Below are 22665 nucleotides of genomic sequence, written 5' to 3'. Positions count from 1 at the left end.
GCTTGGCCCGCTAGGTTGGAGGGCATGAAGATTGGAATTCTGGGCGCCGGCGCCATCGGCGGATACTTCGGCGGAATACTGAAAGCAGCAGGCCACGACGTCGCCTTCGTCGCGCGGGGCGAGACCCTCAAGGCGCTGGAGGAGACGGGCGTGACGTTAGTTGACGCCCACCGTGAGCCCACCACCACCGAGATCATCAAGGTTCCCGGTGCGCGTTCCTTCGCGGAGGTGGGGGACCTGCTGGGCGGGCTCGACGTGGCGATTATCGCCACCAAGGCGCTGCCGGGCAATGAGACGTTTGGTAGCGCTGAGGATCGGGAGGCCCTGCAGGGCATTCCGGTGGTGACCACACACAACTCAGTGGAAATTCCGTACCTGGCGGCCGAGGAATTCGGTGCGGAAAATATCCTTGCCGGTGTGGCCCGCGTCTACGCCACGCGCGTGGGCCCGGCCCACATCAGGCGCAATCCGGGGCCACTGTCCCTGGCTTTTGGTCCGCTGAGCGCGGAGGCGCCGGGGTCGCTGCGTCGTACTGGCCAGGAGCTGGCGGCGGCGCTCACGGAGGCCGGAGCCTCCAGCAAGTTCCACGACGCAGCGCTTGTCGACGTCTGGTCGAAGGCCATGTTCGTGACCTCTACCGGAACCCTGGGCGCGGTCGTCGACAAGCCCATCGGCTACCTGTGCCAGGAAATCCCGGGCCAGCTGGAGGCCTTCATGAAAGAGGTCGAGGCCGCTGGGCGCGGCATGGGCGTGGACCTGCCGGCCGACGTGGTGGAGCAGACCATGGAGTTCGCCCGCCAGCAGCACCCGGACAACACGTCCTCGATGCAGCGCGATATCAAAGCCGGCCTGCCTAACGAGTTAGACGCCCAGGTCGGTGCTATCCGACGCATGGGCGTCAAGGCGGGAGTCACAACCCCGCTGTGGGACTTCGCGCAGGACGTGCTCGAAGCCCAGTTACGCTCGGCTTAGGCCAAGTGCGGCTCGGCGTCTACTCGGTGCCGATGTTGCCGTCCTTCTTCCACACCACCACCACGGCCGGGCGCGGGGTGGAGTTGCCGCCGTCGGGCCAGTGGGAGGCCGGCTCGTCGAACTTGGCGTCGTCCGCCTCGCCCGGGTGCTGGACGTTGACCATGACGCGCTCGTCATCCACGATCGGGCCACAGGTCTCAGCGCCCGCCGGGACGGTGAGGAAGCACTTGAGCTCGCCGCGAGTCTCACCGTCGGTAGTCACGGCATAGAGGCCGTCGTTGGAATCCAGCGCGTTGCCGTCGGTGGAGATCCACAGGTTGCCGTGGTTGTCGAAGGCCAGGTTATCCGGGCAGGAAATCGGGGAGACCTTCTCCTTGTCGAAGCCGCCGAAGTAGGTGTTGGCTTCCTTCGGGTCACCACAGACCAGGAAGAGGTTCCAGGTGAACTCCTCGCCCGCGTGATCGTCCTCGATCTCCATGACGAGGCCGTTCTTGTTCTCCTTGATAGGAGCCCATTCCTTGGCGTCTTCCTTGTTCTTCTTGGCGTTCTCACCGGTAGCACCGCGGTAGGAGTTGTTGGTCAGGGCCACGTAAACCTTGTCGTTGTTCGGGCTGACCTGGACGTCCTCCGGGCGGTCCATCTTGGTAGCACCCACCTTGTCGGCGGCCTCACGGGTGAAGACGGCGACCTCCTCGGCGGACATGCCGTCGACGTGGGACTCGAACTTGTTGTTCTCCGTGTCGGAGGTCAGCAGTTTGACCCAGGTGCCCTTGCCGTCGAAGGCGCCGTCCTCCGGCAGGACGCCGGAGCCATCGATTTCCTTCTCCGGGGAGTTACCCTCCATCTTGGCCACGTACAGGGTGCCGTGGTCCAAGATGGTCAGGTTGTGCTCAATGTCGCCTTCCTTGTACTGCTTGGTGGAGACGAACTTGTAGATGTACTCGAAGCGGGAGTCATCGCCGGAGTAGCACACCACGGTGCCGTCCTTGGCAATGTGAATGTTGCCGGCCTCGTGCTTGAAGCGGCCCACTGCGGTGTGCTTGATCGGAGTCGACTTCGGGTCCAGCGGGTTGATCTCTACCAGCCAGCCGAAGCGGTTCGGCTCGTTCGGCTCCTTGGTGACGTCGAAGCGGTCATCGTACTTCTCCCACTTACGTTGGGACGGGCCTTCCTTGATGCCGAAGCGCTTCAGGGACTCCTTGGCGGTGTCATCTTTGATGTCGCCACCAGCGAAGTACTGGTCAAAGTTTTCCTCGCCGGAGAGCATGGTGTTCCACGGGGTGATGCCGCCGGAGCAGTTGTTGAGGGTGCCCAGGACCTTCTCTCCCTTCTGGTCAGCGGAGGTCTTGACCAGGTCGGAGCCCTTGGCCGGGCCGACCAGGGTGAACGGGGTGGTGGCGGTGATGCGGCGGTTGAGCGGGCCGAACTCGCGCTTGAGCTCACCGGAATCCTTGGACTTGGAAACCTCAAGGATGGTGTGGCCGTGGCCGGCCCAACCAATCTTGACCTGCTCCTCGGTCGGGTTCTCCGGATCGTAATCCGGGAACATCATCGGCTCGGTGGTGTACTCGTGGGAGCAGACGTAGATGAGGCGGTCCTTGTTGTCCGGATGCTCGATGAGGCCGGCGAAGTCATTGTTGAAGCCGAACTGCTTCTCAGCATCAGCGGCGGTCTGGTTGTTGACGTCGAACTCCGGAGCGCCCTCGATGACCGGGTCACCCCAGGCGATGAGCACGGACTGCTCGTAGCCCTTCGGAATGACAACCTCATCCTTGGTGTTCGGCTCAACCTTCTCGAACTTCATGCCCTCCGCGGAGGTCAGCTCGATGTCGGAAGAACCGACCTCGGAGGTCTTGCCGGCGGCGGAGGAACCCGCTGCAGCATCCTCGCCCTCCGGGGCGGAGCAGGCAGCCAGGGCGGAGGAGCCGCCGACTGCAACGACGGCCAGGCCGCCGGCGCGCAGCGCGGTACGGCGGGAGAACTGGTCACCGAAGTAAGCGTTATCGGAGGGGTTGTCACACTCACCGAAGCAGGCATTACCGCACTTGTAGGTGCAGGTAAGGGAAGAACGGGAGGAGGCGAACATGTTGGTCAAGAGATTGCGGCCGTTGAGTGCCATGTGGGTGTACTCCAGAATTCGTCGGTATGGGTTGCGTTGAGATGTCGCAACGGACGTTCTGAGTAAATACTGCAAAGGTGGCCGCGCGGTTGAATGACTGTGTCTGCTGGGTGAACAGTCTGTAAACCGGGATCGCGCCAGCATATGGGGATCGACTACCCTAGACAACCGTGAGCGAGAAGAAGAATACCCCAGTTACTGAAGCAACCGACGTCCCCGAGCAGCTGCGCATCCGCCGTGAGAAGCGCACCCGTCTGCTGGAATCCGGTACCGACGCCTACCCGGTGACCGTGGACCGCACCATCTCCATGAAGGACCTGCGTCAGCAGTTCCAGGTGGTGGCTGAGGACGAGCAGCCCGCTGGCGAAGAGGGCGTGACCTACCTCAACGCCGGCGACGAGACGGACGTCGAGGTGGCTATCGCCGGCCGCCTTATCTTCATGCGCAACACCGGCAAGCTGTGCTTCGCCACCCTGCAGGACGGCGACGGCACCCAGGTGCAGGCCATGCTGTCCCTCGCCGAGGTGGGCGAGGAGCGCCTGGCGGCCTGGAAGTCCGACGTTGACTTGGGTGACTTCATCTCCGTGCGCGGCCGCGTCATTGCCTCCCGCCGCGGCGAGCTGTCCGTCATGGCCACGAAGTGGACCATGGCTGCGAAGTCCCTCCGCCCGCTCCCTGTGTCCTTCGCGGACATGAACGAGGAGACCCGCGTGCGCCAGCGCTACAACGACCTCATCGTGCGCGAGGAGGCCCGCAAGAACGCCATGACCCGCGTCAAGGTCATGCGCGCGCTGCGCAATTACCTGGAGGACGAGGGCTTCGTGGAGATCGAAACCCCGATGCTGCAGACCCTCCACGGCGGCGCGGCTGCCCGCCCGTTCGTGACCCACTCCAACGCGCTGGATATTGACCTCTACCTGCGCATCGCCCCGGAGCTGTACCTGAAGAGGGCCGTGGTGGGCGGTATCGACCGCGTCTTTGAAATCAACCGCAACTTCCGTAACGAGGGCGTGGACCGCTCCCACTCCCCGGAGTTCGCCATGCTGGAGACCTACGCCGCGTGGGGTGACTACAACGACTGCGCTCGCACCACCCGCGAGTCCATCCAGGCCGTGGCGCGCGCCGTCTTCGGCTCCACCACCGTCACCCTGGCGGATGGCACGGAGTACGACTTCGGCGGCGAGGAATGGCCAGAGATCGAGATGTACCCGTCCCTCAACGAGGCACTGCAGCGCAAGTTCCCGGGCCAGCCGGAGGTCACCATCGACACCGATGTGGACACGCTGAAGGGCATTGCCGACGTCATCGGGCTCGAGGTTCCGAAGAACGGCGGCTGGGGCCACGGCAAGCTGGTGGAAGAAATCTGGGAGGTGCTCTGCGAGGATCAGCTTGAGGGCCCCATCTTTGTCAAGAACTTCCCGGTGGAGACCTCCCCGTTGACCCGCCAGCACCGCTCCGAGCCGGGCGTGACCGAGAAGTGGGACCTCTACGTCCGCGGCTTTGAGCTGGCCACCGGCTACTCCGAGCTCGTTGACCCGGTCATCCAGCGCGAGCGCTTTGAGGACCAGGCCCGCTTGGCCGCCGGCGGCGACGACGAGGCCATGGTGCTGGATGAGGACTTCCTGGCCGCCATGGAGCAGGGCATGCCGCCGACAGCCGGCACCGGCATGGGCATGGACCGCCTGCTCATGGCCCTGACCGGACTGGGCATTCGCGAGACCGTTCTCTTCCCGATTGTGAAGCCGGAGAAGTAGTCCTCCACGCCCGCACAAGCCGTCAGCCCTAGGGAGGCTGGCGGCATTTCTTATACCCCCATCGCGCCAACGATCAGCCTGCTGCCAGCTCACGTGGAAGAATGCAAAGCATGAAAAAGCTACTTTCTCTACTCTCACTGCCTCTGTTGGCGGCCGGTCTGGTTGCGTGTTCCTCCGACGAAGGAACCGAGGCCTCCCCAACGTTTGAGCGCGTGCCGGAGTCCGGTGCCGAAAGTACGTCGGTGGACTCCAGCGCTGACGAATCGAGCGATGTACAGTCCAGTGAATCCGACTCCTCGTCCAAGGGAAAATCTTCGAAGCTGAAAGAGCGCGATGCCGAGGATTTCCGGGCTACCGGTTTCAGGTTCGAACAGTCCGGCACGGTTGCCTGGGGCGTCGCAAGTCCAGACAACAAGGTGAGCTGCGGTTTGTATGAAGATTCTGAAAAACCGTCCTGCTATTTGGGGATTGACAGTCCACCAATCCTTCCAGATCCTGAAAACCTGCCGTGGAAGGCGAATATTGTGACGTACGACGAAAAGGTGGGGTTCGTCCCCGCATCTTTGGTCGATGGTGGCGATGCCGTCCCGACTACCGCCCTTAACGCCGGAGAGAGGGTAGACATCGAAGGCATGACCTTTGAGGCCCCGAGCGAAGGAGAATTCACTGTCACGTTCAAGGGGCATCAGTTCACTGTTAATGACAAGGGCGAATTTGTCTCAGATACATACCCCTTTGAACAGGACTCGAACGGCTATGGACAAGTCGGCACCGTCTGCGGGGAGCTCGAAGCTGGCAAACTGGGTCGACAGAAAGTGTATGCCCAGGTGGATGGCACTAATTGTCGGAAGGCCATGGATGTCCTCGACCAGTATGTCAACCATGAGTGGACGATGGAGGAAATGAACTCCCGTGGAATCCTGGAAGTCGATGGGTGGAAGTGCTCGGTAACTGAGCCGGATATGCTTGAAATGCCGGATCCGGATGCTCGGCGCCTCAAGTGCCGGGACCTTTCCGGAACAAGCAGAGTTATTCTCTTTAATGCTGACAAACCAAACGTCCCGGATCTTATGCCGTATTGATGGCTCGAGGGGCGGTGGCCAATCTCTAAAGTTAGGCCACCGTTTGGTCTTGCCCCTGTGACCGAGGAAAACTCGGTAGTGCTCGCGCGTGGGACCGATTCGTGGAACGATGCTCTGTATGAAGAAGCTTCTTTCTGTCCTCTCCGCCTCTCTTGTGGCATGTACCCTGGCGTCCTGCTCCTCGTCCAGTGAGCCTGTCGGCGACGAGCCGATGTTCCAGCAGGACTCGGCTGATGCTGCTAGCTCCGAGTCTGCTTCCGCATCCGGCAGCTCCTCCGACAAAGCGGCGCAGAGCAGCGACGAGTCGGCGAAGGAGGACAAGCCGACCGGGTTGAAGGAGCGCGATCCGCAGGACTTCATGGCGGGCGGAGATCTGGCGACTATTCCAAATCCCATTCCGGCGGTTAAGAGCCCCGATGGGCGCTCTATTTGCCTTATCTACGAGGAAGCAGAGGGGCCCATGTGCAAGGTCGAGTTTGCGGATCCGCCGATTTACCCCAGCCCGGTGGGGCAAAGTTGGAAGTCCAACGCGGTGAGCTTCCGTAACGCGCGTGGGTTCTTCCCCGTGTGGGCCATCGAGTTCTATCAACCCACTGAGGTCGCGTCTCTCAACGAGGGTGAGAAGGTGTCCTTCGGCGATACGACATTTGAAGCCACCGGCGCCAAGGAGTTCACGGTGAAGAACGGCGACCATAGCTTCACCCTGAAGGATGATGGCCAGTACTACTCGGATACCTTCCCCGCGAAGCCGGGTGCCGACGGCATTGCTTACACCGGAACGGTGTGCGGTGAGAGCGCTACTCGTGGTGATGCTAGCGGCACGGTCTACGTGCAAGAAGACAACACGAACTGCAATGACGCCATGAAGCTGCTCGAGGAGTATGTGAACGACGACTGGGAGTCAGGTGAGGGAGGAGACCGCGGCGAAATGACCATGGAGCTCGGGACCTGTGGATTGCAGGCCCCGAAGGTGTGGGGAGATAAAGTCGAATACCGCTTTCTTACCTGCAGCCCGGATAGTGGTGGCTCGGTAGTTGTCCTCACACCCGAGAACATGAAGAACCTTCTCTAAAGGATGCAGTGCATGAAAAAACTTGCGTCGTGTCTGTCAGCCGTGACGTTCTCCCTGGCGCTCGTGTCCTGCTCCGCGGGTGGCGATGGCGCCGGCGATGAGCCGAAGTTTCAGGAGGCCTCGGAGAGCTCGGAGAACTCGGTGAGCACTAAGCCCGTTGAGCTCAAAGAGCGCGAGCCCAAGGATTTCTTCCCGGGAGGAAAGGAAGGCGAGGGCATTCCAGCGCTGGTGAGCCAAGACGGGCGCGTCCAGTGCACCTTCTATGAGGAGGGCAGGACGCCCTCGTGCATGGTGGACTTTGCGGATCCGCCCATTGATCCGCAGCCAGACAATGAGACGTGGAAGTCCAACGGCGTTTTCTACACCATTGAGCGCGGATTCCACCCCGTCTATTGGCCCAAGTTCCACGAGTTGGAGGCAGAGACCCTGAACGAGGGTGAAAAGGTCTCCTACGCGGGCATGATAATCGAAGCACCCAGTGCCAATGAGATCACGATGAAGTTCGAAGACCACTACTTCACCATCAAGGACGACGGACGGTTCTATTCGGATACCTACCCCGCCGAGCCGGGTGCGGATGGAAAAGCAGTCACTGGCACCATCTGTGGGACCGTGGACACGAAGTCCGGTGAGTCCGGCGCACTTTATGTTCAACAGGACGGCACCAACTGTAACGATGCCATGAAGCTGGTTGAGGACTACACGAACTACGACGCCGCGCCGGGCGAGGGCGGAAGCCGTGGCATCATCCCCCTCGACGGCGGGACGTGCGGTACGGGCGCGCCGAAGAAGTGGGAGGATATCCCGGAGAACCGTCTTCTTGGCTGCAGCCTGGACAGCGGGGGATTGGTCGTACTCCTGACCCCGGAGACCATCGCCCGGCTGCCTTAAGCGATACGGGCGCCGCCAGCAGGCGGCGCAATTGTCTAGGTGTAGGCGACGGTGAGCTCGTAGGACCCGGAGGGCGTGGTAAAGCACAGCATCGACGTGCCCACCGGGATGGCCGTGGTGGAGTTGGGGAGCAGCCGGATGGGCCCGTTGGTGCGGATGAGCGGGGAGGATAGCTCCGCGGCTAGGAAGTTGCCCACGTTGCTCACCATCCAGTCCTCTTCCCACTGCCAGAAGCGCAGGAAGTGGCGGTGCATTGCGGCATCATCGGGGGCCAAAGGAAAGTCACCCGCGCGGCCGGCCACCACCTGCTGCCCTGGGCGCACGACAGCGCTGTCCCCGTCGGGGCTGGTGAGGAGGAGATCCCGCGGCATCCGGTTGGCCTTTCTCTAGCGGGCGATATGGCCTATAGCCTCCCATTTTCGGTCGACCTGACGGGGGATTCTTGGGGAGTGGCACCCGCTGGGTTGCTGTGGCGCGTGGCCGCGAGGACGGCTACTCTAAGCAGGTTGCTTAGGTAAGGAAAGGAGACGTGTCGAGCATGTCCGCAGAGATTCCCGCGAAGGTGATTATCAACCTCAGCGTCCTGGTGCTGGGTGCGATGGTCATGATCCTCAATGAGACGTCGCTCTCCGTGGCGCTGCCGGCCATCATGGCGGATTACGGGATTCCCGCCACCAGCGCGCAGTGGCTGCTGACTGGTTTCATGCTCACGATGGCGGTGGTGATTCCCACCACCGGCTTCCTCCTGGAGCGGCTCACCACCCGCCAGATTTTCGCCGCCTCCTCCGGGTTCTTCCTCGTCGGCACGGTCGTTGCGGCGCTGGCACCGAGCTTTGTGGTGCTGCTTATCGGCCGTGTGCTGCAGGCAGGCGGCACCGCGCTGATGATCCCCACGCTTATGACGGTGGCCATGACCCTGGTCCCGCCGCAGCGCCGCGGCACCGTGATGGGCATTATCTCCGTGGTGATTTCGGTGGCCCCGGCTCTGGGGCCGACCGTAGGCGGAGCAATCCTCAACCACTTCACCTGGCACGTCATCTTCTGGGCCATGCTGCCGCTCATGGTGCTCATCCTGCTTGCGGGCCTGTGGCGGCTGAGCAACGTGGGTGAAAACCGGGACACGCCACTCGACGTTGCGTCGGTGATTCTCTCCGCGCTCGCCTTCGGCGGGCTGGTGTACGGGCTGTCCTCGATTGAGAAAATGCTGGAGGGCGGCGCCGTGGTGGAAATCGCAGTGACCGCCGTGGGCGCGGTGGCGCTGGTGATCTTCGTCCTGCGCCAGCAGCGCCTGGCCCGCGATGACCGCGCGCTGATGGACCTGCGGCCTTTCCTGGTACGCAACTTCACCCTGGCCGTGCTGGTTATGCTTCTGTCCTTCGGCCTGATGCTGGGCATGGTCACGGTGTTGCCGATTTACCTGCAGACCACCCTGGGGGTCACCGCCTTTGCCACCGGCCTTGCCGTCATGCCCGGCGGTATTCTGCAGGCCATTTTGTCCCCGATTGTGGGGCGCGTATTCGATGCGTACGGCCCACGCCCCTTGATGATCCCCGGCTCGTTGTTCATGGTGGCGAGCCTCTGGCTCATGGCCACCCTGGGCGAATCATCCGCGCTGTGGATGGTGGTTGGCATGCACGTGCTGTTCTCTCTGGGCATGTGCCTGATGATGACCCCGCTGATGACCACCGCGTTGTCCTCGCTGCCGGATACTTTGTATTCCCACGGCTCCGCCATCATGAATACGCTGCAGCAGCTCGCCGGCGCGATGGGCACGGCGTTCCTCGTGGTCTTCTTGACCCGCGGTACGGTGGCCGGCACCGAGGCGGGCTTGAGCCCAGCCGCGGCCACGGCGCAGGGAACGCACTGGGCCTTCCTCTTTGCCGGCATCACCGGAATTGCTATTGCAGTCATCTCCCCGCTGCTCAAGCGGGTGGACTAGCCCGGCGGGTTTAGCACACGGGCAGAGTGTAGAGCTGCTCCGAAGCAGCCTCGCCCCACACCAGGAGGGCGTTCGGGGAATCCTCTACGGCGAGGTAGTACGTGTTGTCGTCCTCGGACACGGTGTACTTGCGCATGGTGCACTGGCCGTTGGAGAGCTTCTCGCCCTCAGTATCGGGCCCGGCTGCCGCACGCTGATCCACATCCTCGTAGCCTGCTACGGAGTAGGAGAAGTCCTCACCCACGCACGTGATCTTGGCGGTCTGGCCCTCTTCCGGTTCGCGGGAGGAACACTTGGCATCGGCAAAGGCCCGACCGTCCGGACGGTCGCTCACCAACTCCGGGTAGGCTTCCGCCAACTTCTGCTCTTCGTCGCTCCAGGAGGGCTTGGACAGGAAGAAGTATGCCGCGGCCGCCACCGCAATGAGTGCGAGGATGCCGAGGATGCTGCCGACAATGAGCGGAGTCTTGGACTTCTTCTTGGCCGGCTCAGCGGTGCCCTGTAGCTGTTGGTCTTGGGGCTTCTGGTCCTGCTGCGCGTAGTACTGCTGCTGGCCAGAGCTCTGCTGTTGGCCATAACCTTGCTGCTGGCCGTAGCCCTGCTGCGGCATCTGTTGCTGCGGGTGTCCGAAGCTGCTCTGCTGTTGCTGCTGCGGCATCTGCTGCTGCGGCGGCATGTACTGCTGTGGTGCCTGCGGCTGTGACTGCTGCTGCGCCTGGCCAAAGCCGTGGGGCTGCTGGGTGGGGCCGGTGCGCAGGGCCTCGACGACGGCAGCGGCGCTGGAATAGTTCCCGCCGTTTCTGAAAGACGGGCAGGCTGCAGAGATGAGCTGGGCAAAACGGTCGATAACCTCCTCCGAGGACGCGTCGTGCGCCACCGGGCCCACCGCCGCGAAGTACCCGCTGGAGCGGTTGGAGGTGAGAACGATGCGGCGCGGGTTGAGCGCGCGCAGCGCGTAGCCGGCCTGGTTGCGCTCCAAGAGGAAGTCCACGCTCTGGGCCAGCGCACCGAAGACGGACTGGGCTTCGCGCGGGGAGAGGTGGCGAGCACCTACTCCCGACGCCGTGTAGTTAGACAGCTGCTCGCCCGGCATGCTGCGGCGCACGAGGAACTCCTGGCCCTCGTCCGTGGTGCCGCCGCCGTCTAGTGGGGCGATGTAGCGCTGCTGGGGCTGGTTACCATTCTGTGCTTCCTGCACAGCGCCGCGGGTCTGGGCGTTGAACAGCTCCACCAGTAGCTGCTCGCCGTTGGGCTTTTCCACGAGGAAGAGGGACGATTCCGAGCCCTGGTCCAGCACCGCTACTTCGCGCAGTTGGTGCCGGGTGGTGAAGAACTGGGGAAGCAAAGACACGGTGGGAAATCCTTTGGGGGAGATAGGAGGCGGGGACGTGCAGGAGAGGCAGCGGGGCGCGCGGCCGGGTGCTCGAATGCTCGAGTGCTACTGACATCTTATGTGAATCAGCGCCGGAGACAACCCCGGGACAGCCCTTTAACCTCAACAAATTGGAATGCTGAGGCGGGCTTGCTCCGCGTCCGGTCCGGCAAGGACAAAAGCGAAGCGCGCAGACACCCCGGTGGGGTAGACACCCCACGTGCCCGGCTGGTTGGGGATCTCTGCGGAGGTGATGGTGCACGCCTCACTGATGAGCTCTTCCATCACGCTCGGCAGAATCTCGTTGCGGCTGTCCTCGGTGCCGAAGTCCGCGGCCACGAGGGTCAAGTCCCCACCCTCGCAGAGGATGCGCGAGCGCTGTCCCTCTTCCGGCTCCACGGGGCGGCAGTCCAGGTTCTTCCACGGCCCGCGGCCGGGATGGGTAGGCAGCAGGTTAGGGAATTCCTGCGCCAGGGTGGAATCTTCCTCGTCCCACCCGGCCCCGCGTAGCCCCAGGATGCCGGCGATTCCGACGAGGCACAGCACCGCCGCCAGAGCACCGTCGAGGAGGGTAAGGCGCCGGCGCTGGGAACTGTGGCCTGCCTCCGCGGCGGAGACGGGTACGGAGGATGCAGTGCTTGGCGACGCCTCCCCGGCCCCCACCTCACCGACCCCTGCCAGCGCCTCAATCATCCCGGCGGAGGTGGCAAAGCGGGCCTGCGGGTCTGGGTTCAGCGCGGTGGCGAAGAAGGCGTTGAGCGCTGCGGCCCGCGGGGCATCACTGTCCGCTAGGTTGTGCGCGGCCAGCTGCGGGATAACGCGGCTGTGCGCCCACTGCTGGGGGCTGGTAGCCCGGCGCAGGTTCACCAGGGTGAGCATCTCCAGCGCGATGAGTGCTAGCGCGTAGCGGTCGCTCGCGGCAGTGGGCTGCGGCGGCTGCTGCGCCAACTGCGTGGGGTAGAGCTCCGGGGCCATGTAGGCATCCGTGCCCACGCGCAGCCCCTCCCGGGTTAGGCGGGTGTTCTCGCCGTTGAGGGCGATGCCGAAATCCGCCAGCATCACGGTGCAGTCATCCGCGATGATGTTCGCCGGCTTGATGTCGCGGTGAATCACCGGTGAGGGCAGATCCGCCAGGTAGTCCAGTGCTTCCGCGATGGGCCGGAGCACCTGCACGGTTTCTTCCACCGTGAACTTAGATCCCTCCAGAATGCGGCGGTTGAGCAGTGCCTCCAGGCTGGGGCCGGAGAGAAACTTCATGACGAAGTACGGCACGCCGCCCGGGGTGATATCGCCGTCATAAATCGGCACGATAGCCGGGTGCTCCAGTGCTGCCACGGTGCGCATCTCCGCCATGAACCGGCGCACCTCTTCCTGGTCGCCGGCCGCGTGCTGGGCAATGACCTTAATGGCCACCTCGCGGTCAAGGCTCTCCTTGCGGGCATAGACAATGGTGCCCATGCCGCCGGCCCCGATCTGGTGGAACTGTGAATAGCCCTTGGCGGTGAGCTCGGGCTCCAGATCCAGGGGCAAGCCGGAGGCGGTGGGTTGGGCGGTCATGGTGTTTTACTCGGCGACGAGGATGGGCTGGCGGATTACAAACGGCTCGTATCCGGCCTGGCGGATGGTGATTTCGGCGTTGAAGCTGCCTGCGTCGTGCAGCTCAGCAGCCAGGGTGCACACGCCGAAGGAGCAGGTGAACTCGGTATCCTCGGACTGGTTGAGGTGGTTGTGGCCGTCGGTGTCGAGCACCGCGACGTGCCATTCGGCGTTGTTTTCCAAATCTGCCTCGTCGCCGCTTAAGTTCAACGCCTGGGTGTTGAGAATCAAAATGCCGCCGACTGCCCACTGCAGCACCCCGGTGGGCGCGGAACCGCTGACCACGGAATCGAAGCCGCGGTTATCCAGCTCTGCGCGCAGGTTTTGGTAGCCAAAATTCTCCAGCCCGGAGTAGTTCGCCACGATCTCGTCTACAGCCCCGGGGCCTGGGAGCTTTTCGGTGAGCTTGTAGGTGCCGTCCTCGTTGCGCAGGTGGGAGGCGTTCCCAGGTTCCGGGCTGGGGTCTGTGGGGCTGCCTCCTGATGCCGGACGGGCCGACAGAGTGGTGGTGCCGCTCACCGTAAACTTCGGGGCATCATCGGCCGCGTCCTTCTCCGCAGTCTGACTGCACGCGGAAAGCGTCACCAGCGCTAGGCCCACAGGGGCCAGCAGGCGCAGGGAAGCTAAGGCGGACATGCGGAGCGACTAATCCTTGCAGCGGTGAGAAGCAGAAACAGAAGTAGTCAAAGAATAACAGCATGCGTGTTGTAGTTAGAAGAGAATAAGATATTTCTCTTCGCTTATATGGGGGTGCTACAGGTGGGCGTAGTACTGCGGGTGCGCCGCCGCGAACTGCGCTAGCACAATCCGCCACGAGATCTTTTGGCCCGGCTGGAACTGCGGAACACCCAGCTTCTGCAAGGTTTCCGCCAGCGTCTGAATCTTGCGCTCCACCTTCTTCTCAGTCCAGTGCAAAGACTCCGCCAGCTCGCGCTGGGTGCCCACGGCCACGCGCGGCTCCGCGGCCGGATTGTCCAGCAGGGGCTGGGCCAAGGCCTTGAGAAGGAGGCATTGCTCCTCGTTCGGTTCGAAGACGTGGGTGGTAAAAGGCCCGTCCGGCGGGAGGCTGGGCTCCGGGCTGCGCAGGGGCTGCATCACCGTGAGCTCGCACTCGTAGTTCATCGTGGCGGTGGAAAAGTACACCGTGGACGTGCCCGGGTGCAGGACCTCGATGCTGCCGGGGCTGACAATGGCCCGGCCGTAGCCGCACGCGGCTGGCGGCTGGATGGTGGCGGCGATGAAACCGCCGATGTTCTTGATGAACCACTGCGCGCCGTTGGACCACACCTGGAGGAAGGTGCGGTGCATAGCAGGATCGTCCGAGGCTAGGAGAATATCGCCCTGGCGGCCCAGGGTGGCGGACTCGGAGACATCGAGGAGGCGCGTATGGCCAATGAGGTCATTGACCAGCAGGGCGCCGTGGTGTGGTTGCATCGTGACCGACTCCTCCCTCGCTGATATAACAGCAGTAAGTTTACTGCACGGGTGTTGCAGGGGAGGCGGAGAAACTAGAGGGAAGCTCGAAGGGCACTAGAAGAACGACGCCAGGCTCGTGACGCCGAAGTTCTGGACCGCCCAGGTCCTACCGCTGCGGTCCTGCGCGATGCCGATGCCGACGACTGTCCACCGCGGGTCTTGCATGTTGCGGCGGTGACCCGGGGACTCGTGCCAATCCTGGATGATCCGGTCGGCGGAGGCGCCGGGTTGGGTCACCAGAATGTTTTCACTAGCGATGTAGACCCCGTCAGGGCTCTGCGCCGTGTAGTTCGGGTTGTGATAGAGCCGTTCTTCGCGCGCGATGCGCTCGGCCCAGGCTTGCGCCACCGCATCCATATCGGTGCGGTGCTCCACAGCGGGCAGGTTGTGATCAGCGCGGTAGTCGTTGAGGGACGCCACCACGCTGTCCGGCGTGGCACTTGGCCCAGACGACGAGCTGATGCCCCCGTCGTGTCCGCTGGTGATACCTAGAATCGTCCCTAGCAAGCTCAGGAGGGCTAGAACCACACCGAGGATTTGGGGTAGATCATTGAGAAATTTGACGTTGACAGGCATGCGCGACAGTTCCTTAGGTGAGAGAGTGGGTAGCTCTTCGGTAGGGGCGAAAAGCACCATTAACAGTATCAGGGGTGGCCATAATTTGAGCCAATAGTGGGGAAGTGCTCTCCGGATGCTGACCATCGCGCTGGCCCTGTTCGCTACCGGCGTACAGTGCTGTGAGCAGCTAAAACGGGGAAATTAGTGGGGTTTGGGGCCGGTGGGAAGGAAAACAGTGGAAGGAGTGTCGTCCGCGCGCGTTAGAGTGGGTGACACATTAATAGCGAAAGGTAGAGGTAATGTTCGAGAGGTTTACTGACCGTGCTCGCCGCGTCATCGTCTTGGCGCAGGAGGAAGCACGCATGCTCAACCACAACTACATCGGCACCGAGCACATCCTCCTGGGGCTTATCCACGAGGGTGAGGGCGTTGCCGCCAAGGCCCTGGAATCCATGGGCATCTCGCTGGAGGACGTCCGCCGTGAGGTGGAGGAGATCATCGGCCACGGCTCCCAGCCGCACACCGGCCACATTCCGTTTACCCCTCGCGCCAAGAAGGTCCTGGAGCTCTCTCTGCGTGAGGGCCTGCAGATGGGCCACAAGTACATTGGCACCGAGTTCCTGCTCCTCGGCCTCATCCGTGAGGGTGACGGCGTGGCCGCCCAGGTGCTGACCAAGCTGGGTGCCGACCTGCCGCGCGTGCGCCAGCAGGTTATCCAGCTGCTCTCCGGCTACGAAGGCGGCGAGGGCGAAGGTAACGGCCAGTCCCAGGGCTCTGGCCCGGTGGGCGCTGGTGCAGGTGCCGGCCAGGGCGGTCGCACCGCACCGGGTGGGTCTGGCGAGCGCTCCAACTCCCTGGTCCTGGACCAGTTTGGACGCAACCTCACCCAGGCTGCGAAGGACGGCAAGCTTGATCCGGTCGTCGGCCGTGAGTCTGAGGTGGAGCGCATCATGCAGGTGCTGTCCCGCCGTACCAAGAACAACCCGGTGCTCATTGGTGAGCCGGGCGTGGGTAAGACCGCCGTCGTCGAGGGCCTGGCGCTCGACATCGTCAACGGCAAGGTTCCGGAGACGCTCAAGGATAAGCAGCTGTACTCCCTGGACCTGGGCTCCCTGGTGGCGGGCTCTCGCTACCGCGGTGACTTTGAGGAACGCCTGAAGAAGGTGCTCAAGGAGATTAACCAGCGCGGAGATATCATCCTCTTCATCGATGAGATTCACACCCTGGTCGGTGCCGGTGCCGCAGAAGGCGCCATTGACGCCGCTTCGCTGCTGAAGCCGAAGCTGGCCCGTGGTGAGCTGCAGACCATCGGTGCCACCACCCTGGATGAGTACCGCAAGCACATTGAGAAGGACGCCGCCCTGGAGCGCCGTTTCCAGCCGGTCAAGGTGGATGAGCCTTCCCTGGATGACACCGTGCTGATCCTCAAGGGCCTGCGCGATAAGTACGAGGCGCACCACCGCGTCTCCTACACCGATGAGGCACTCAAGGCCGCGGCCTCCCTGTCGGACCGCTACATCAACGACCGCTTCCTGCCGGATAAGGCAGTGGACCTCTTGGATGAAGCCGGTGCCCGCATGCGTATCAAGCGCATGACCGCTCCGGAGGGCCTGCGTGAGGTCGATGACCGCATCGCTGAGGTCCGCAAGGAGAAGGAAGCTGCGATTGACGCGCAGGATTTCGAGAAGGCAGCCGGCCTGCGCGATAAGGAGCGCAAGCTGGGTGAAGAGCGCGCCGAGAAGGAAAAGCAGTGGCGCTCGGGTGACCTGGAAGAGATCGCCGAGGTGGGCGAGGAGCAGATTGCTGAGGTCCTCGCGCACTGGACCGGCATCCCGGTGCTCAAGCTCACGGAGAAGGAATCCAACCGCCTCCTGGGCATGGAGGAGGAGCTGCACAAGCGCATCATTGGTCAGGACGAGGCCGTCAAGGCCGTCTCCCGTGCCATCCGCCGTACCCGCGCGGGCCTCAAGGATCCGCGCCGCCCGTCCGGTTCCTTCATCTTCGCCGGTCCGTCCGGTGTGGGTAAGACGGAGCTGTCGAAGTCCCTGGCTAACTTCCTCTTCGGTTCGGATGATGACCTCATCCAGATCGATATGGGTGAGTTCCACGATCGCTTCACAGCCTCCCGCCTCTTCGGTGCTCCTCCGGGATACGTGGGCTACGAAGAGGGCGGCCAGCTGACCGAGAAGGTCCGCCGCAAGCCGTTCTCCGTCGTCCTGTTCGATGAGATCGAGAAGGCCCACAAGGAGATCTACAACACCCTCCTGCAGGTGCTGGAGGATGGCCGCCTCACCGATGGCCAGGGGCGCATCGTGGACTTCAAGAACACGGTCCTCATCTTTACCTCGAACTTGGGTACTCAGGACATCTCGAAGGCTGTGGGCCTGGGCTTCTCCGGTTCCTCGGAGAACGACTCGGACGCTCAGTACGAGCGCATGAAGAACAAGGTCAACGATGAGCTGAAGAAGCACTTCCGCCCTGAGTTCCTGAACCGTATCGACGAGATTGTGGTCTTCCACCAGCTCACGCAGGAGCAGATTGTGGAGATGGTCGAGCTGCTCATCGGACGCGTGGAGAAGCAGCTCTCCGAGCGTGACATGGGCATTGAGCTCACACAGAAGGCCAAGGACCTGCTGGCCAAGCGCGGCTTCGACCCGGTTCTTGGTGCCCGTCCACTGCGTCGTACCATCCAGCGCGAAATTGAGGACCAGCTCTCCGAGAAGATCCTCTTCGGCGAAATCGGCGCCGGTGAAATCATTACCGTGGACGTTGAGGGCTGGGATGGTGAGTCCAAGGACAACTCCTCGGCTACCTTCACCTTCACCCCGCGTCCGCGCCCGCTGCCGGAAGGTACCTTCGAGGATGACTTGGAGGAGACCGCGGTGCGTGAGGCCGATGAGGAGCTCGCCACCGAGATCGATACCGACGCCAACGGCCCGATTTCTGACGGTCCGGACTCCGTGAGCCCGGACGTGCTGGACCAGTCTGGTAGCGACTCCGCGTCGAAGTCCCACAATGACGATGGTGATGACGGCAACCCGCCGCCGGCTGGTGCCGGTGCTGGCCAGCCGCTCTAAGCGCTGACTTGGGCCCGCGCTGGGCCCATAAGGATTAGCCCCCGAACCGCATGCGAGTGACACTCCGTGCGATTCGGGGCCTTTTTTCGTGACCGGTGGGCGGGATGGCCTGCCCACTATCAAAAAGGAATCAGCACACGGTCTCGTGGGATTCGTGCTCCGGGTGTTCGATCTGGATGGTGGAGTGCTCGATGCCGTGTTCGCGCAGGACGTGCTGGGCGGCATCCAACAGTGGACCGGTGTCGACGGTGCCGTCGCGCACGATGTGCACGGTCGTGAGAACGTTGACTCCGTCCAGGCTCCACAGATGCAGGTCATGGATATCGGCAACGCCTTCGAGCCGACGCAGTACGGGCTCGATCGCGCTGGCGTCGAAGTTTGCCGGAACCTGCTCGAGCAGCACGCTCGCCGACAACCGCATGAGCTGCCACGCGCGTGGGAGCACCATCGCCGCGATCACGAGGGAGGCGATCACGTCCGCCGCCACAAACCCCGTGGTCAGCACCACGATGCCCGCCACAATCACTGCGACCGAGCCGAGCAAATCCACCAGCACGTGCAAGAACGCGCCCTCCACGTTGATTGAAGATTCGCGGTGCCGGTGGAGCACCCACGCCGACAGTGCATTTGCCACGAGACCGATCACCGCGATGAGCAGCATTGCCTCGCCCTGCACCTCGGCCGGGTTCTGTAGGCGGCGCACAGCTTCGACGACAATCCACACCGAGATCGCCAGCACCATCACCGCATTTGCCAGCGCCGCAAGTACCTCCACCCGCCGGTAGCCGTAGGTGGCCTGGGCTGATGCTTGGCGCCGACCCACTAGCACCGCGATCACCGCAATGATGAGGCCCGCGGCGTCGGAAAGCATGTGCATCGCATCCGCCATCAGCGCCATTGAGCCAGCCAACCAGCCGCCGATCAGTTCCGCGAAGAAGACGATGCCGGTAATACTGAGCGCTATGAGGAGTGCGCGTAGCGGTGTGCCGGAGTGATCGTGGTCGTGATGCTTGTGTGCCATGCACTCAGCCTATCGCCGCCGGTGCTTATTGACAATAAAATGAAAAAAGAAGGCGGCGGGTAAAAGTGCCCGTTCTGGCTCTACTTGGCCACGCCGAGGCCTACCAGTGACTTCTTTGCCACCTCAGGGTCATCACTCTTGATCATGTACTCAACGATTCCCTTATCGTCAGGGAGGATTTCCTGAACAGTGAAGATGGCTTCCAATCGCTGTGCCTTGAATGTGGAACCGCGCGTTGATTCTGCTGAAATTTCAGCGGCGTCCAAGACGGGCTTACCGTCACGGACGGCGGCGGTGGCGGCTGGGTCATCGGTGAAGACTACGTAACCAACCTCAGGTGCTTTCGTAGTATCTACGGAACAGTTGGTGCCCTTCGCTTCTGGGGCAGGGGAGTTATCCGCGCCGTAGTAGCTGAACACCACTTCATAATCCGTGCACAATTCCACGAAGTTAGCAATCGGCTCGGGTGCTTGGTCGGCAGGGGTGAGGCCACTTTGAGTGTCGCCAGTCTTATCGTCACCGGTCGCGCCGGTAGCGCTACCGTCAGAAGCCCCAGAGTCGGCAGGCGCCTCAGCGGCCGGTTGTTCGGGAGCAGCCGATTCCTCTGATTTATCACCAAAGAGCGCGTTTTTAAGTGCAACGTAGCCAATCGCTACCACCACTATCACAGCGATCACTAGCGGAACGAGCAATAGCTGCTTTTTAACGCTGAGGCCTTGCTTTGCGCCATTGGCGTGGGTTCCTGTGGTGGTTCCCGCGGTGGGGTTCGACGAGGGTGAGGCGGTGCCCATGGCACTATTCGGAGACGCGCCTGCGTCTAGTAGTGAGCCGTGCTTGATGAAATGGCGGTAGCCATTATCTGCAACTGTCTGGCCTTCTTTGATGCGTGATGTGTCTTCCGCCCCGTTAAGGTGATCGGGCGAACCCGGGTATGCAAGTCTGCTCATTATTCAGTCCACCACCGTGAATCAATGTCGGAATACAGGGAGTGCATCGACTCAACGCGCGCTTCCACGCTGTCGCGATTGAGGCGATGCTTGTTTTCTTTCCATCGCTTAAAGAGCTCCTCCGAAGACACCGCGCGGGAGGCCTCCGTTCGTGCCTCCCTGCCTGCAGTCAGGGCCCACTGGGCGGCAAACTGCACGCGACGCGCGGCCTTTTCCGTGAACCCGCTCCATATCTTGTACGTGCTGTAGAGCTGAGCCACGACGGCCCAGCCATCCTTGTAAGGCAGAACTGTGACGTTGCCCAGGTTGTCAAGTTCAAGGAACTCAAAATGGGATGGATTCTTCTTATCGGCGGTCACGAGGATCCTGCGGTTGGTGACAAACGCAGCACCATCCACCCCACTTGCTTTCGTGGCGGCGGCTTCCAGCACAATCTCGTCGACACCAAGGCCTTCTACAACGGCTGCGGCGGCAGCGTGCACAATCTCGGAATCACCAGCACGTTTAAGTGCGGCACCGAGATCTGGCCGGTCTGTCAATGCAATTTGGGGGCCTGTCATGCACACGAGACTAACAACACATCAAAAACTGTGACTGGATGTTCTGAATTATGGCGTAAATCACCCCCAGCATAGGGGTGATAGATGGATCGCTACGGAACCGTGCCAGAAACCTCGGTACGTTGTGTGGGTATGAGCTCAACGTTCACGCCAGCAAAGTTTGATGATACTTGGACCTACCGCCTTTCGAAGTTCCCGTGGCCGGAACCGGCGCCGAGCAAAGATGAAGTGCGCCGCCACTCTTGGGGAATGATGTACAAGAGCAATAAGGCGTTTGCGACCCCGCTAGGGGCGGAGGACATCAATGCAAGGACGGCCAAGCAGTACAAAGCATTCCTCGAGCAAAGCTATGGCGTCACCGGGGCTCAGGAGGCGCATCAGGTCATTGATGCCCTGCTCGAAGGCGGCCAGCATGTGGAAGATGACTTGGTTTTGCCCCTCGCATACGCCGTCAAGGACGTCCCTGAGCGCGAGTTAGATGCGGAAGTGGAAGAAAAGGTCGAGTTTCTCAAAGACTTCTTTGTTGCCCAAGGTGCGGATCCGCGTCGTGGTGAACATAAGTTCCGCTACCTCGTGAGGATGTTGCGCTCGGATGGCTTTGCCAAAGCAGCTGCCCCGGCATTGCCCACCACTACGCGCGCATGGGACATTATCCGAATTCACAACGTTGGTGGCCCGGCAACGGAGCTGGGGTGGATCTCTCCAGAAGAGTTCCTTCAGATTTCGGATAAAGCCGTGGCGGCGCTGCAGCGCTACTTCGTGTCGTGGGCTGACGTTGCCGCAAGCTTCTGGTGGGGCCGAATGGTTTGGGCGAGTGACGGCGAGCCCGACGTCGCCGCTGCGATGAAGGACCAATCGCAACGGCTCACCGAGCTGCTCGCACACAGTGATTCGCCTTGGGTGCGCGTGCCGTTGCATGACATCCAAGCCGAGGAGCCATTCTCACCGTTGGACGGTTTGCACTAGGCCTTAGGAAGCCTGGCAGTTGGTGGGAGCCGGCACATCCCGGAAGCGGTCGAGGAGGTAGTCCACGCCGCGTGGGATGGAGGTCACCATCGGCAGCGCGTGGTTCGCGCCGGCGGTGCGGAAGACATCGACAGGGTCGGCAGCCTCAAACTGGACGGTGCCACCCTGCGCGCAGAAGTTTCCGGCCATGGTGCGCGCCTGCTCGTAGGGAATGAGATCATCCGTGGGGGAATTCATGACCAGCAGGGGCGCGTTGAGCGGGTGTTGGCCCAGACGCTGCTCTGTCATCATCTGCGCGGCCACTGGCTTGCGGTGGATGAGCTCGCTGAAGGACTCACCGGTCTTGGTGAGCTGGCTGGTACGGGTAAAACCCCACGTTGCGATGGAATCGCCGATACAGGCGTCCGCGGCGCTGGCCAGGTAGTGCATGCCGCGCGGGTTCATCTCAGTGACGATCTCGTTGTAGAACTCTGGGCTGCGCTCGGCGTAGCCGTTGATGGCGTAGCCCAAGACGTGGACGATGGAGGAGCCGTCGACAGCATCCATGACCTCAAAGAGGTCAGCAGGAGGTGCGCCCGCGTAGGTGCCTTTGACGTTGAGCTCCGGGGCATAAGTGGCCGCGTACTCGGCGGCCGCTGCCGCTGCACCACCGCCCTGGGAATAGCCGGCGAACCCGACCGGGGCGTTGGCGGGGGCGTGCGTGTGGCGGAGGGTGGCCCGGGCGGCGTCGAGAACCGCGTGTGCCTCCTCGATGTGGTTGACGTAGGAGTGGTGGCCGGGCGTGCCGAGGCCCACGAGATCCGTGGTGACCACTCGCACGCCCTGCTGCGTGGCGTACTGGTAGAAGGCGTACTCGTAGTTCATGTTGAGCGTGACCTGCTGGGCCGGGCCCACAGCTAGGTTGCCCACTGCCTGGTCCGCGTTGGAGGGCGCGCACTGATTGCCCGCCCCGCGGGTGCCCGGGGCAAAGATGATGGTGGGGCGCTCGCCCGGCCCGTTCCACGGTGCGGAGGGCTCGTAGATGACTCCGGTGACGGTGGTGGGGGAGCCGTCCATGAGGGTGGATTCGTAGGAGATCTTTTCCGCGCGCACGCCCGTCATCGCGGCAGCGTGGGAGATGGGGTGGGAGGCGGTAACAGCGCCGGGGTCGGCCGCGGCGGTGGCAGGAGCAACAGCGGTGGTCAGCGCTGCCACCGCTGCGAGGACTGCGCGGGAAACTAGTTTCATGAGGCAATACTAAATCTTTCTCGTGTACGGCGCAGC

General features: G+C 62.6%; 19 protein-coding genes. 8 read left to right on the top strand and 11 right to left on the bottom strand.

Going from position 1 to position 22665, the window contains the following annotated elements; all coding sequences use genetic code 11:
- Positions 1 to 24 precede the first annotated feature (24 nt).
- The gene (locus ACKFR8_RS07320) at positions 25 to 972 is read left to right on the top strand and encodes a 2-dehydropantoate 2-reductase (RefSeq protein WP_408929613.1); all 948 of its coding nucleotides are present in this window, start codon (positions 25 to 27) and stop codon (positions 970 to 972) included.
- A gap of 19 nt (positions 973 to 991) precedes the next feature.
- Here ACKFR8_RS07320 and ACKFR8_RS07315 read toward each other — a convergent pair whose 3' ends face one another.
- The gene (locus ACKFR8_RS07315; RefSeq protein WP_408929612.1) at positions 992 to 3091 is read right to left on the bottom strand and encodes a PhoX family protein; all 2100 of its coding nucleotides are present in this window, start codon (positions 3089 to 3091) and stop codon (positions 992 to 994) included.
- 170 nt (positions 3092 to 3261) lie between these two features.
- Between ACKFR8_RS07315 and lysS the strand changes: the two genes are divergently transcribed.
- The 4 genes from lysS to ACKFR8_RS07295 all read left to right on the top strand — a co-directional run bounded on the left by lysS (position 3262) and on the right by ACKFR8_RS07295 (position 7890).
- Positions 3262 to 4845: a lysine--tRNA ligase gene (gene lysS / locus ACKFR8_RS07310; RefSeq protein ID WP_408929611.1), complete on the top strand. Its 1584-nt coding sequence runs from the start codon at positions 3262 to 3264 to the stop codon at positions 4843 to 4845.
- A 110-nt stretch (positions 4846 to 4955) separates the two neighbouring features.
- The gene (locus ACKFR8_RS07305; RefSeq protein ID WP_408929610.1) at positions 4956 to 5927 is read left to right on the top strand and encodes a hypothetical protein; all 972 of its coding nucleotides are present in this window, start codon (positions 4956 to 4958) and stop codon (positions 5925 to 5927) included.
- A 118-nt stretch (positions 5928 to 6045) separates the two neighbouring features.
- Complete coding sequence (locus tag ACKFR8_RS07300) at positions 6046 to 6999, top strand: hypothetical protein (protein WP_408929609.1); 954 nt, start codon at positions 6046 to 6048, stop codon at positions 6997 to 6999.
- Positions 7000 to 7011: 12 nt separating this feature from the next.
- Positions 7012 to 7890 (top strand): hypothetical protein, encoded by an 879-nt coding sequence (locus tag ACKFR8_RS07295; RefSeq protein ID WP_408929608.1) that lies wholly within the window; start codon positions 7012 to 7014, stop codon positions 7888 to 7890.
- Positions 7891 to 7925: 35 nt separating this feature from the next.
- On the opposite strand, the gene ACKFR8_RS07290 is transcribed toward ACKFR8_RS07295, so the two are convergent.
- Complete coding sequence (locus ACKFR8_RS07290) at positions 7926 to 8261, bottom strand: hypothetical protein (protein ID WP_408929607.1); 336 nt, start codon at positions 8259 to 8261, stop codon at positions 7926 to 7928.
- A gap of 167 nt (positions 8262 to 8428) precedes the next feature.
- Between ACKFR8_RS07290 and ACKFR8_RS07285 the strand changes: the two genes are divergently transcribed.
- Entirely contained in the window at positions 8429 to 9829 is a 1401-nt protein-coding gene (locus ACKFR8_RS07285; protein WP_408929606.1) for an MDR family MFS transporter, read from the top strand.
- Between the two features lie 10 nt (positions 9830 to 9839).
- On the opposite strand, the gene ACKFR8_RS07280 is transcribed toward ACKFR8_RS07285, so the two are convergent.
- The 5 genes from ACKFR8_RS07280 to ACKFR8_RS07260 all read right to left on the bottom strand — a co-directional run bounded on the left by ACKFR8_RS07280 (position 9840) and on the right by ACKFR8_RS07260 (position 14849).
- Entirely contained in the window at positions 9840 to 11180 is a 1341-nt protein-coding gene (locus ACKFR8_RS07280) for a serine/threonine protein kinase (protein ID WP_408929605.1), read from the bottom strand.
- Positions 11181 to 11324: 144 nt separating this feature from the next.
- On the bottom strand, positions 11325 to 12758 hold the full coding sequence (locus ACKFR8_RS07275) for a serine/threonine-protein kinase (RefSeq protein ID WP_408929604.1): 1434 nt from the start codon (positions 12756 to 12758) through the stop codon (positions 11325 to 11327).
- 6 nt (positions 12759 to 12764) lie between these two features.
- On the bottom strand, positions 12765 to 13433 hold the full coding sequence (locus ACKFR8_RS07270) for a hypothetical protein (RefSeq protein WP_408929603.1): 669 nt from the start codon (positions 13431 to 13433) through the stop codon (positions 12765 to 12767).
- A gap of 117 nt (positions 13434 to 13550) precedes the next feature.
- Positions 13551 to 14231 (bottom strand): hypothetical protein, encoded by a 681-nt coding sequence (locus ACKFR8_RS07265; protein ID WP_296132204.1) that lies wholly within the window; start codon positions 14229 to 14231, stop codon positions 13551 to 13553.
- A gap of 96 nt (positions 14232 to 14327) precedes the next feature.
- Positions 14328 to 14849, bottom strand: a complete 522-nt coding sequence (locus tag ACKFR8_RS07260; protein WP_408929602.1) for a CAP domain-containing protein — start codon at positions 14847 to 14849, stop codon at positions 14328 to 14330.
- 281 nt (positions 14850 to 15130) lie between these two features.
- On the opposite strand from ACKFR8_RS07260, the gene ACKFR8_RS07255 reads away from it, so the two are divergent.
- A complete protein-coding gene (locus ACKFR8_RS07255) occupies positions 15131 to 17908 on the top strand; it encodes an ATP-dependent Clp protease ATP-binding subunit (RefSeq protein ID WP_408929601.1) in 2778 nt (925 codons plus the stop codon).
- Between the two features lie 130 nt (positions 17909 to 18038).
- Here ACKFR8_RS07255 and ACKFR8_RS07250 read toward each other — a convergent pair whose 3' ends face one another.
- The 3 genes from ACKFR8_RS07250 to ACKFR8_RS07240 all read right to left on the bottom strand — a co-directional run bounded on the left by ACKFR8_RS07250 (position 18039) and on the right by ACKFR8_RS07240 (position 20436).
- Positions 18039 to 18929, bottom strand: a complete 891-nt coding sequence (locus ACKFR8_RS07250) for a cation diffusion facilitator family transporter (protein WP_408929600.1) — start codon at positions 18927 to 18929, stop codon at positions 18039 to 18041.
- An 80-nt stretch (positions 18930 to 19009) separates the two neighbouring features.
- Positions 19010 to 19876, bottom strand: a complete 867-nt coding sequence (locus ACKFR8_RS07245; RefSeq protein WP_408929599.1) for a hypothetical protein — start codon at positions 19874 to 19876, stop codon at positions 19010 to 19012.
- A complete protein-coding gene (locus ACKFR8_RS07240; RefSeq protein WP_408929598.1) occupies positions 19876 to 20436 on the bottom strand; it encodes a hypothetical protein in 561 nt (186 codons plus the stop codon). Before ACKFR8_RS07240 ends, ACKFR8_RS07245 begins: the two co-directional genes overlap by 1 nt.
- A gap of 84 nt (positions 20437 to 20520) precedes the next feature.
- Between ACKFR8_RS07240 and ACKFR8_RS07235 the strand changes: the two genes are divergently transcribed.
- Positions 20521 to 21402 carry a DUF1266 domain-containing protein gene (locus ACKFR8_RS07235; protein ID WP_408929597.1) on the top strand — a complete coding sequence of 294 codons (882 nt, stop codon included), beginning with the start codon at positions 20521 to 20523 and terminating at the stop codon, positions 21400 to 21402.
- Positions 21403 to 21405: 3 nt separating this feature from the next.
- On the opposite strand, the gene ACKFR8_RS07230 is transcribed toward ACKFR8_RS07235, so the two are convergent.
- Positions 21406 to 22629, bottom strand: a complete 1224-nt coding sequence (locus ACKFR8_RS07230) for a lipase family protein (RefSeq protein ID WP_408929596.1) — start codon at positions 22627 to 22629, stop codon at positions 21406 to 21408.
- Positions 22630 to 22665 lie beyond the last annotated feature (36 nt).

Origin of the sequence: Corynebacterium axilliensis, assembly GCF_046097495.1 — a bacterium.
Lineage (GTDB): Bacteria > Actinomycetota > Actinomycetes > Mycobacteriales > Mycobacteriaceae > Corynebacterium.
This window is presented reverse-complemented; position numbering and strand designations above follow the sequence as displayed.

Coding starts and splice junctions, on each gene's coding strand:
- ACKFR8_RS07320 (WP_408929613.1), top strand. CDS start 25: ATGAAGATTGGAATTCTGGGCGCCGGCGCCATCGGCGGATACTTCGGC.
- ACKFR8_RS07315 (WP_408929612.1), bottom strand. CDS start 3,091: ATGGCACTCAACGGCCGCAATCTCTTGACCAACATGTTCGCCTCCTCC.
- ACKFR8_RS07305 (WP_408929610.1), top strand. CDS start 4,956: ATGAAAAAGCTACTTTCTCTACTCTCACTGCCTCTGTTGGCGGCCGGT.
- ACKFR8_RS07300 (WP_408929609.1), top strand. CDS start 6,046: ATGAAGAAGCTTCTTTCTGTCCTCTCCGCCTCTCTTGTGGCATGTACC.
- ACKFR8_RS07295 (WP_408929608.1), top strand. CDS start 7,012: ATGAAAAAACTTGCGTCGTGTCTGTCAGCCGTGACGTTCTCCCTGGCG.
- ACKFR8_RS07290 (WP_408929607.1), bottom strand. CDS start 8,261: ATGCCGCGGGATCTCCTCCTCACCAGCCCCGACGGGGACAGCGCTGTC.
- ACKFR8_RS07285 (WP_408929606.1), top strand. CDS start 8,429: ATGTCCGCAGAGATTCCCGCGAAGGTGATTATCAACCTCAGCGTCCTG.
- ACKFR8_RS07275 (WP_408929604.1), bottom strand. CDS start 12,758: ATGACCGCCCAACCCACCGCCTCCGGCTTGCCCCTGGATCTGGAGCCC.
- ACKFR8_RS07270 (WP_408929603.1), bottom strand. CDS start 13,433: ATGTCCGCCTTAGCTTCCCTGCGCCTGCTGGCCCCTGTGGGCCTAGCG.
- ACKFR8_RS07265 (WP_296132204.1), bottom strand. CDS start 14,231: ATGCAACCACACCACGGCGCCCTGCTGGTCAATGACCTCATTGGCCAT.
- ACKFR8_RS07260 (WP_408929602.1), bottom strand. CDS start 14,849: ATGCCTGTCAACGTCAAATTTCTCAATGATCTACCCCAAATCCTCGGT.
- ACKFR8_RS07255 (WP_408929601.1), top strand. CDS start 15,131: ATGTTCGAGAGGTTTACTGACCGTGCTCGCCGCGTCATCGTCTTGGCG.
- ACKFR8_RS07250 (WP_408929600.1), bottom strand. CDS start 18,929: ATGGCACACAAGCATCACGACCACGATCACTCCGGCACACCGCTACGC.
- ACKFR8_RS07245 (WP_408929599.1), bottom strand. CDS start 19,876: ATGAGCAGACTTGCATACCCGGGTTCGCCCGATCACCTTAACGGGGCG.
- ACKFR8_RS07240 (WP_408929598.1), bottom strand. CDS start 20,436: ATGACAGGCCCCCAAATTGCATTGACAGACCGGCCAGATCTCGGTGCC.
- ACKFR8_RS07235 (WP_408929597.1), top strand. CDS start 20,521: ATGGATCGCTACGGAACCGTGCCAGAAACCTCGGTACGTTGTGTGGGT.
- ACKFR8_RS07230 (WP_408929596.1), bottom strand. CDS start 22,629: ATGAAACTAGTTTCCCGCGCAGTCCTCGCAGCGGTGGCAGCGCTGACC.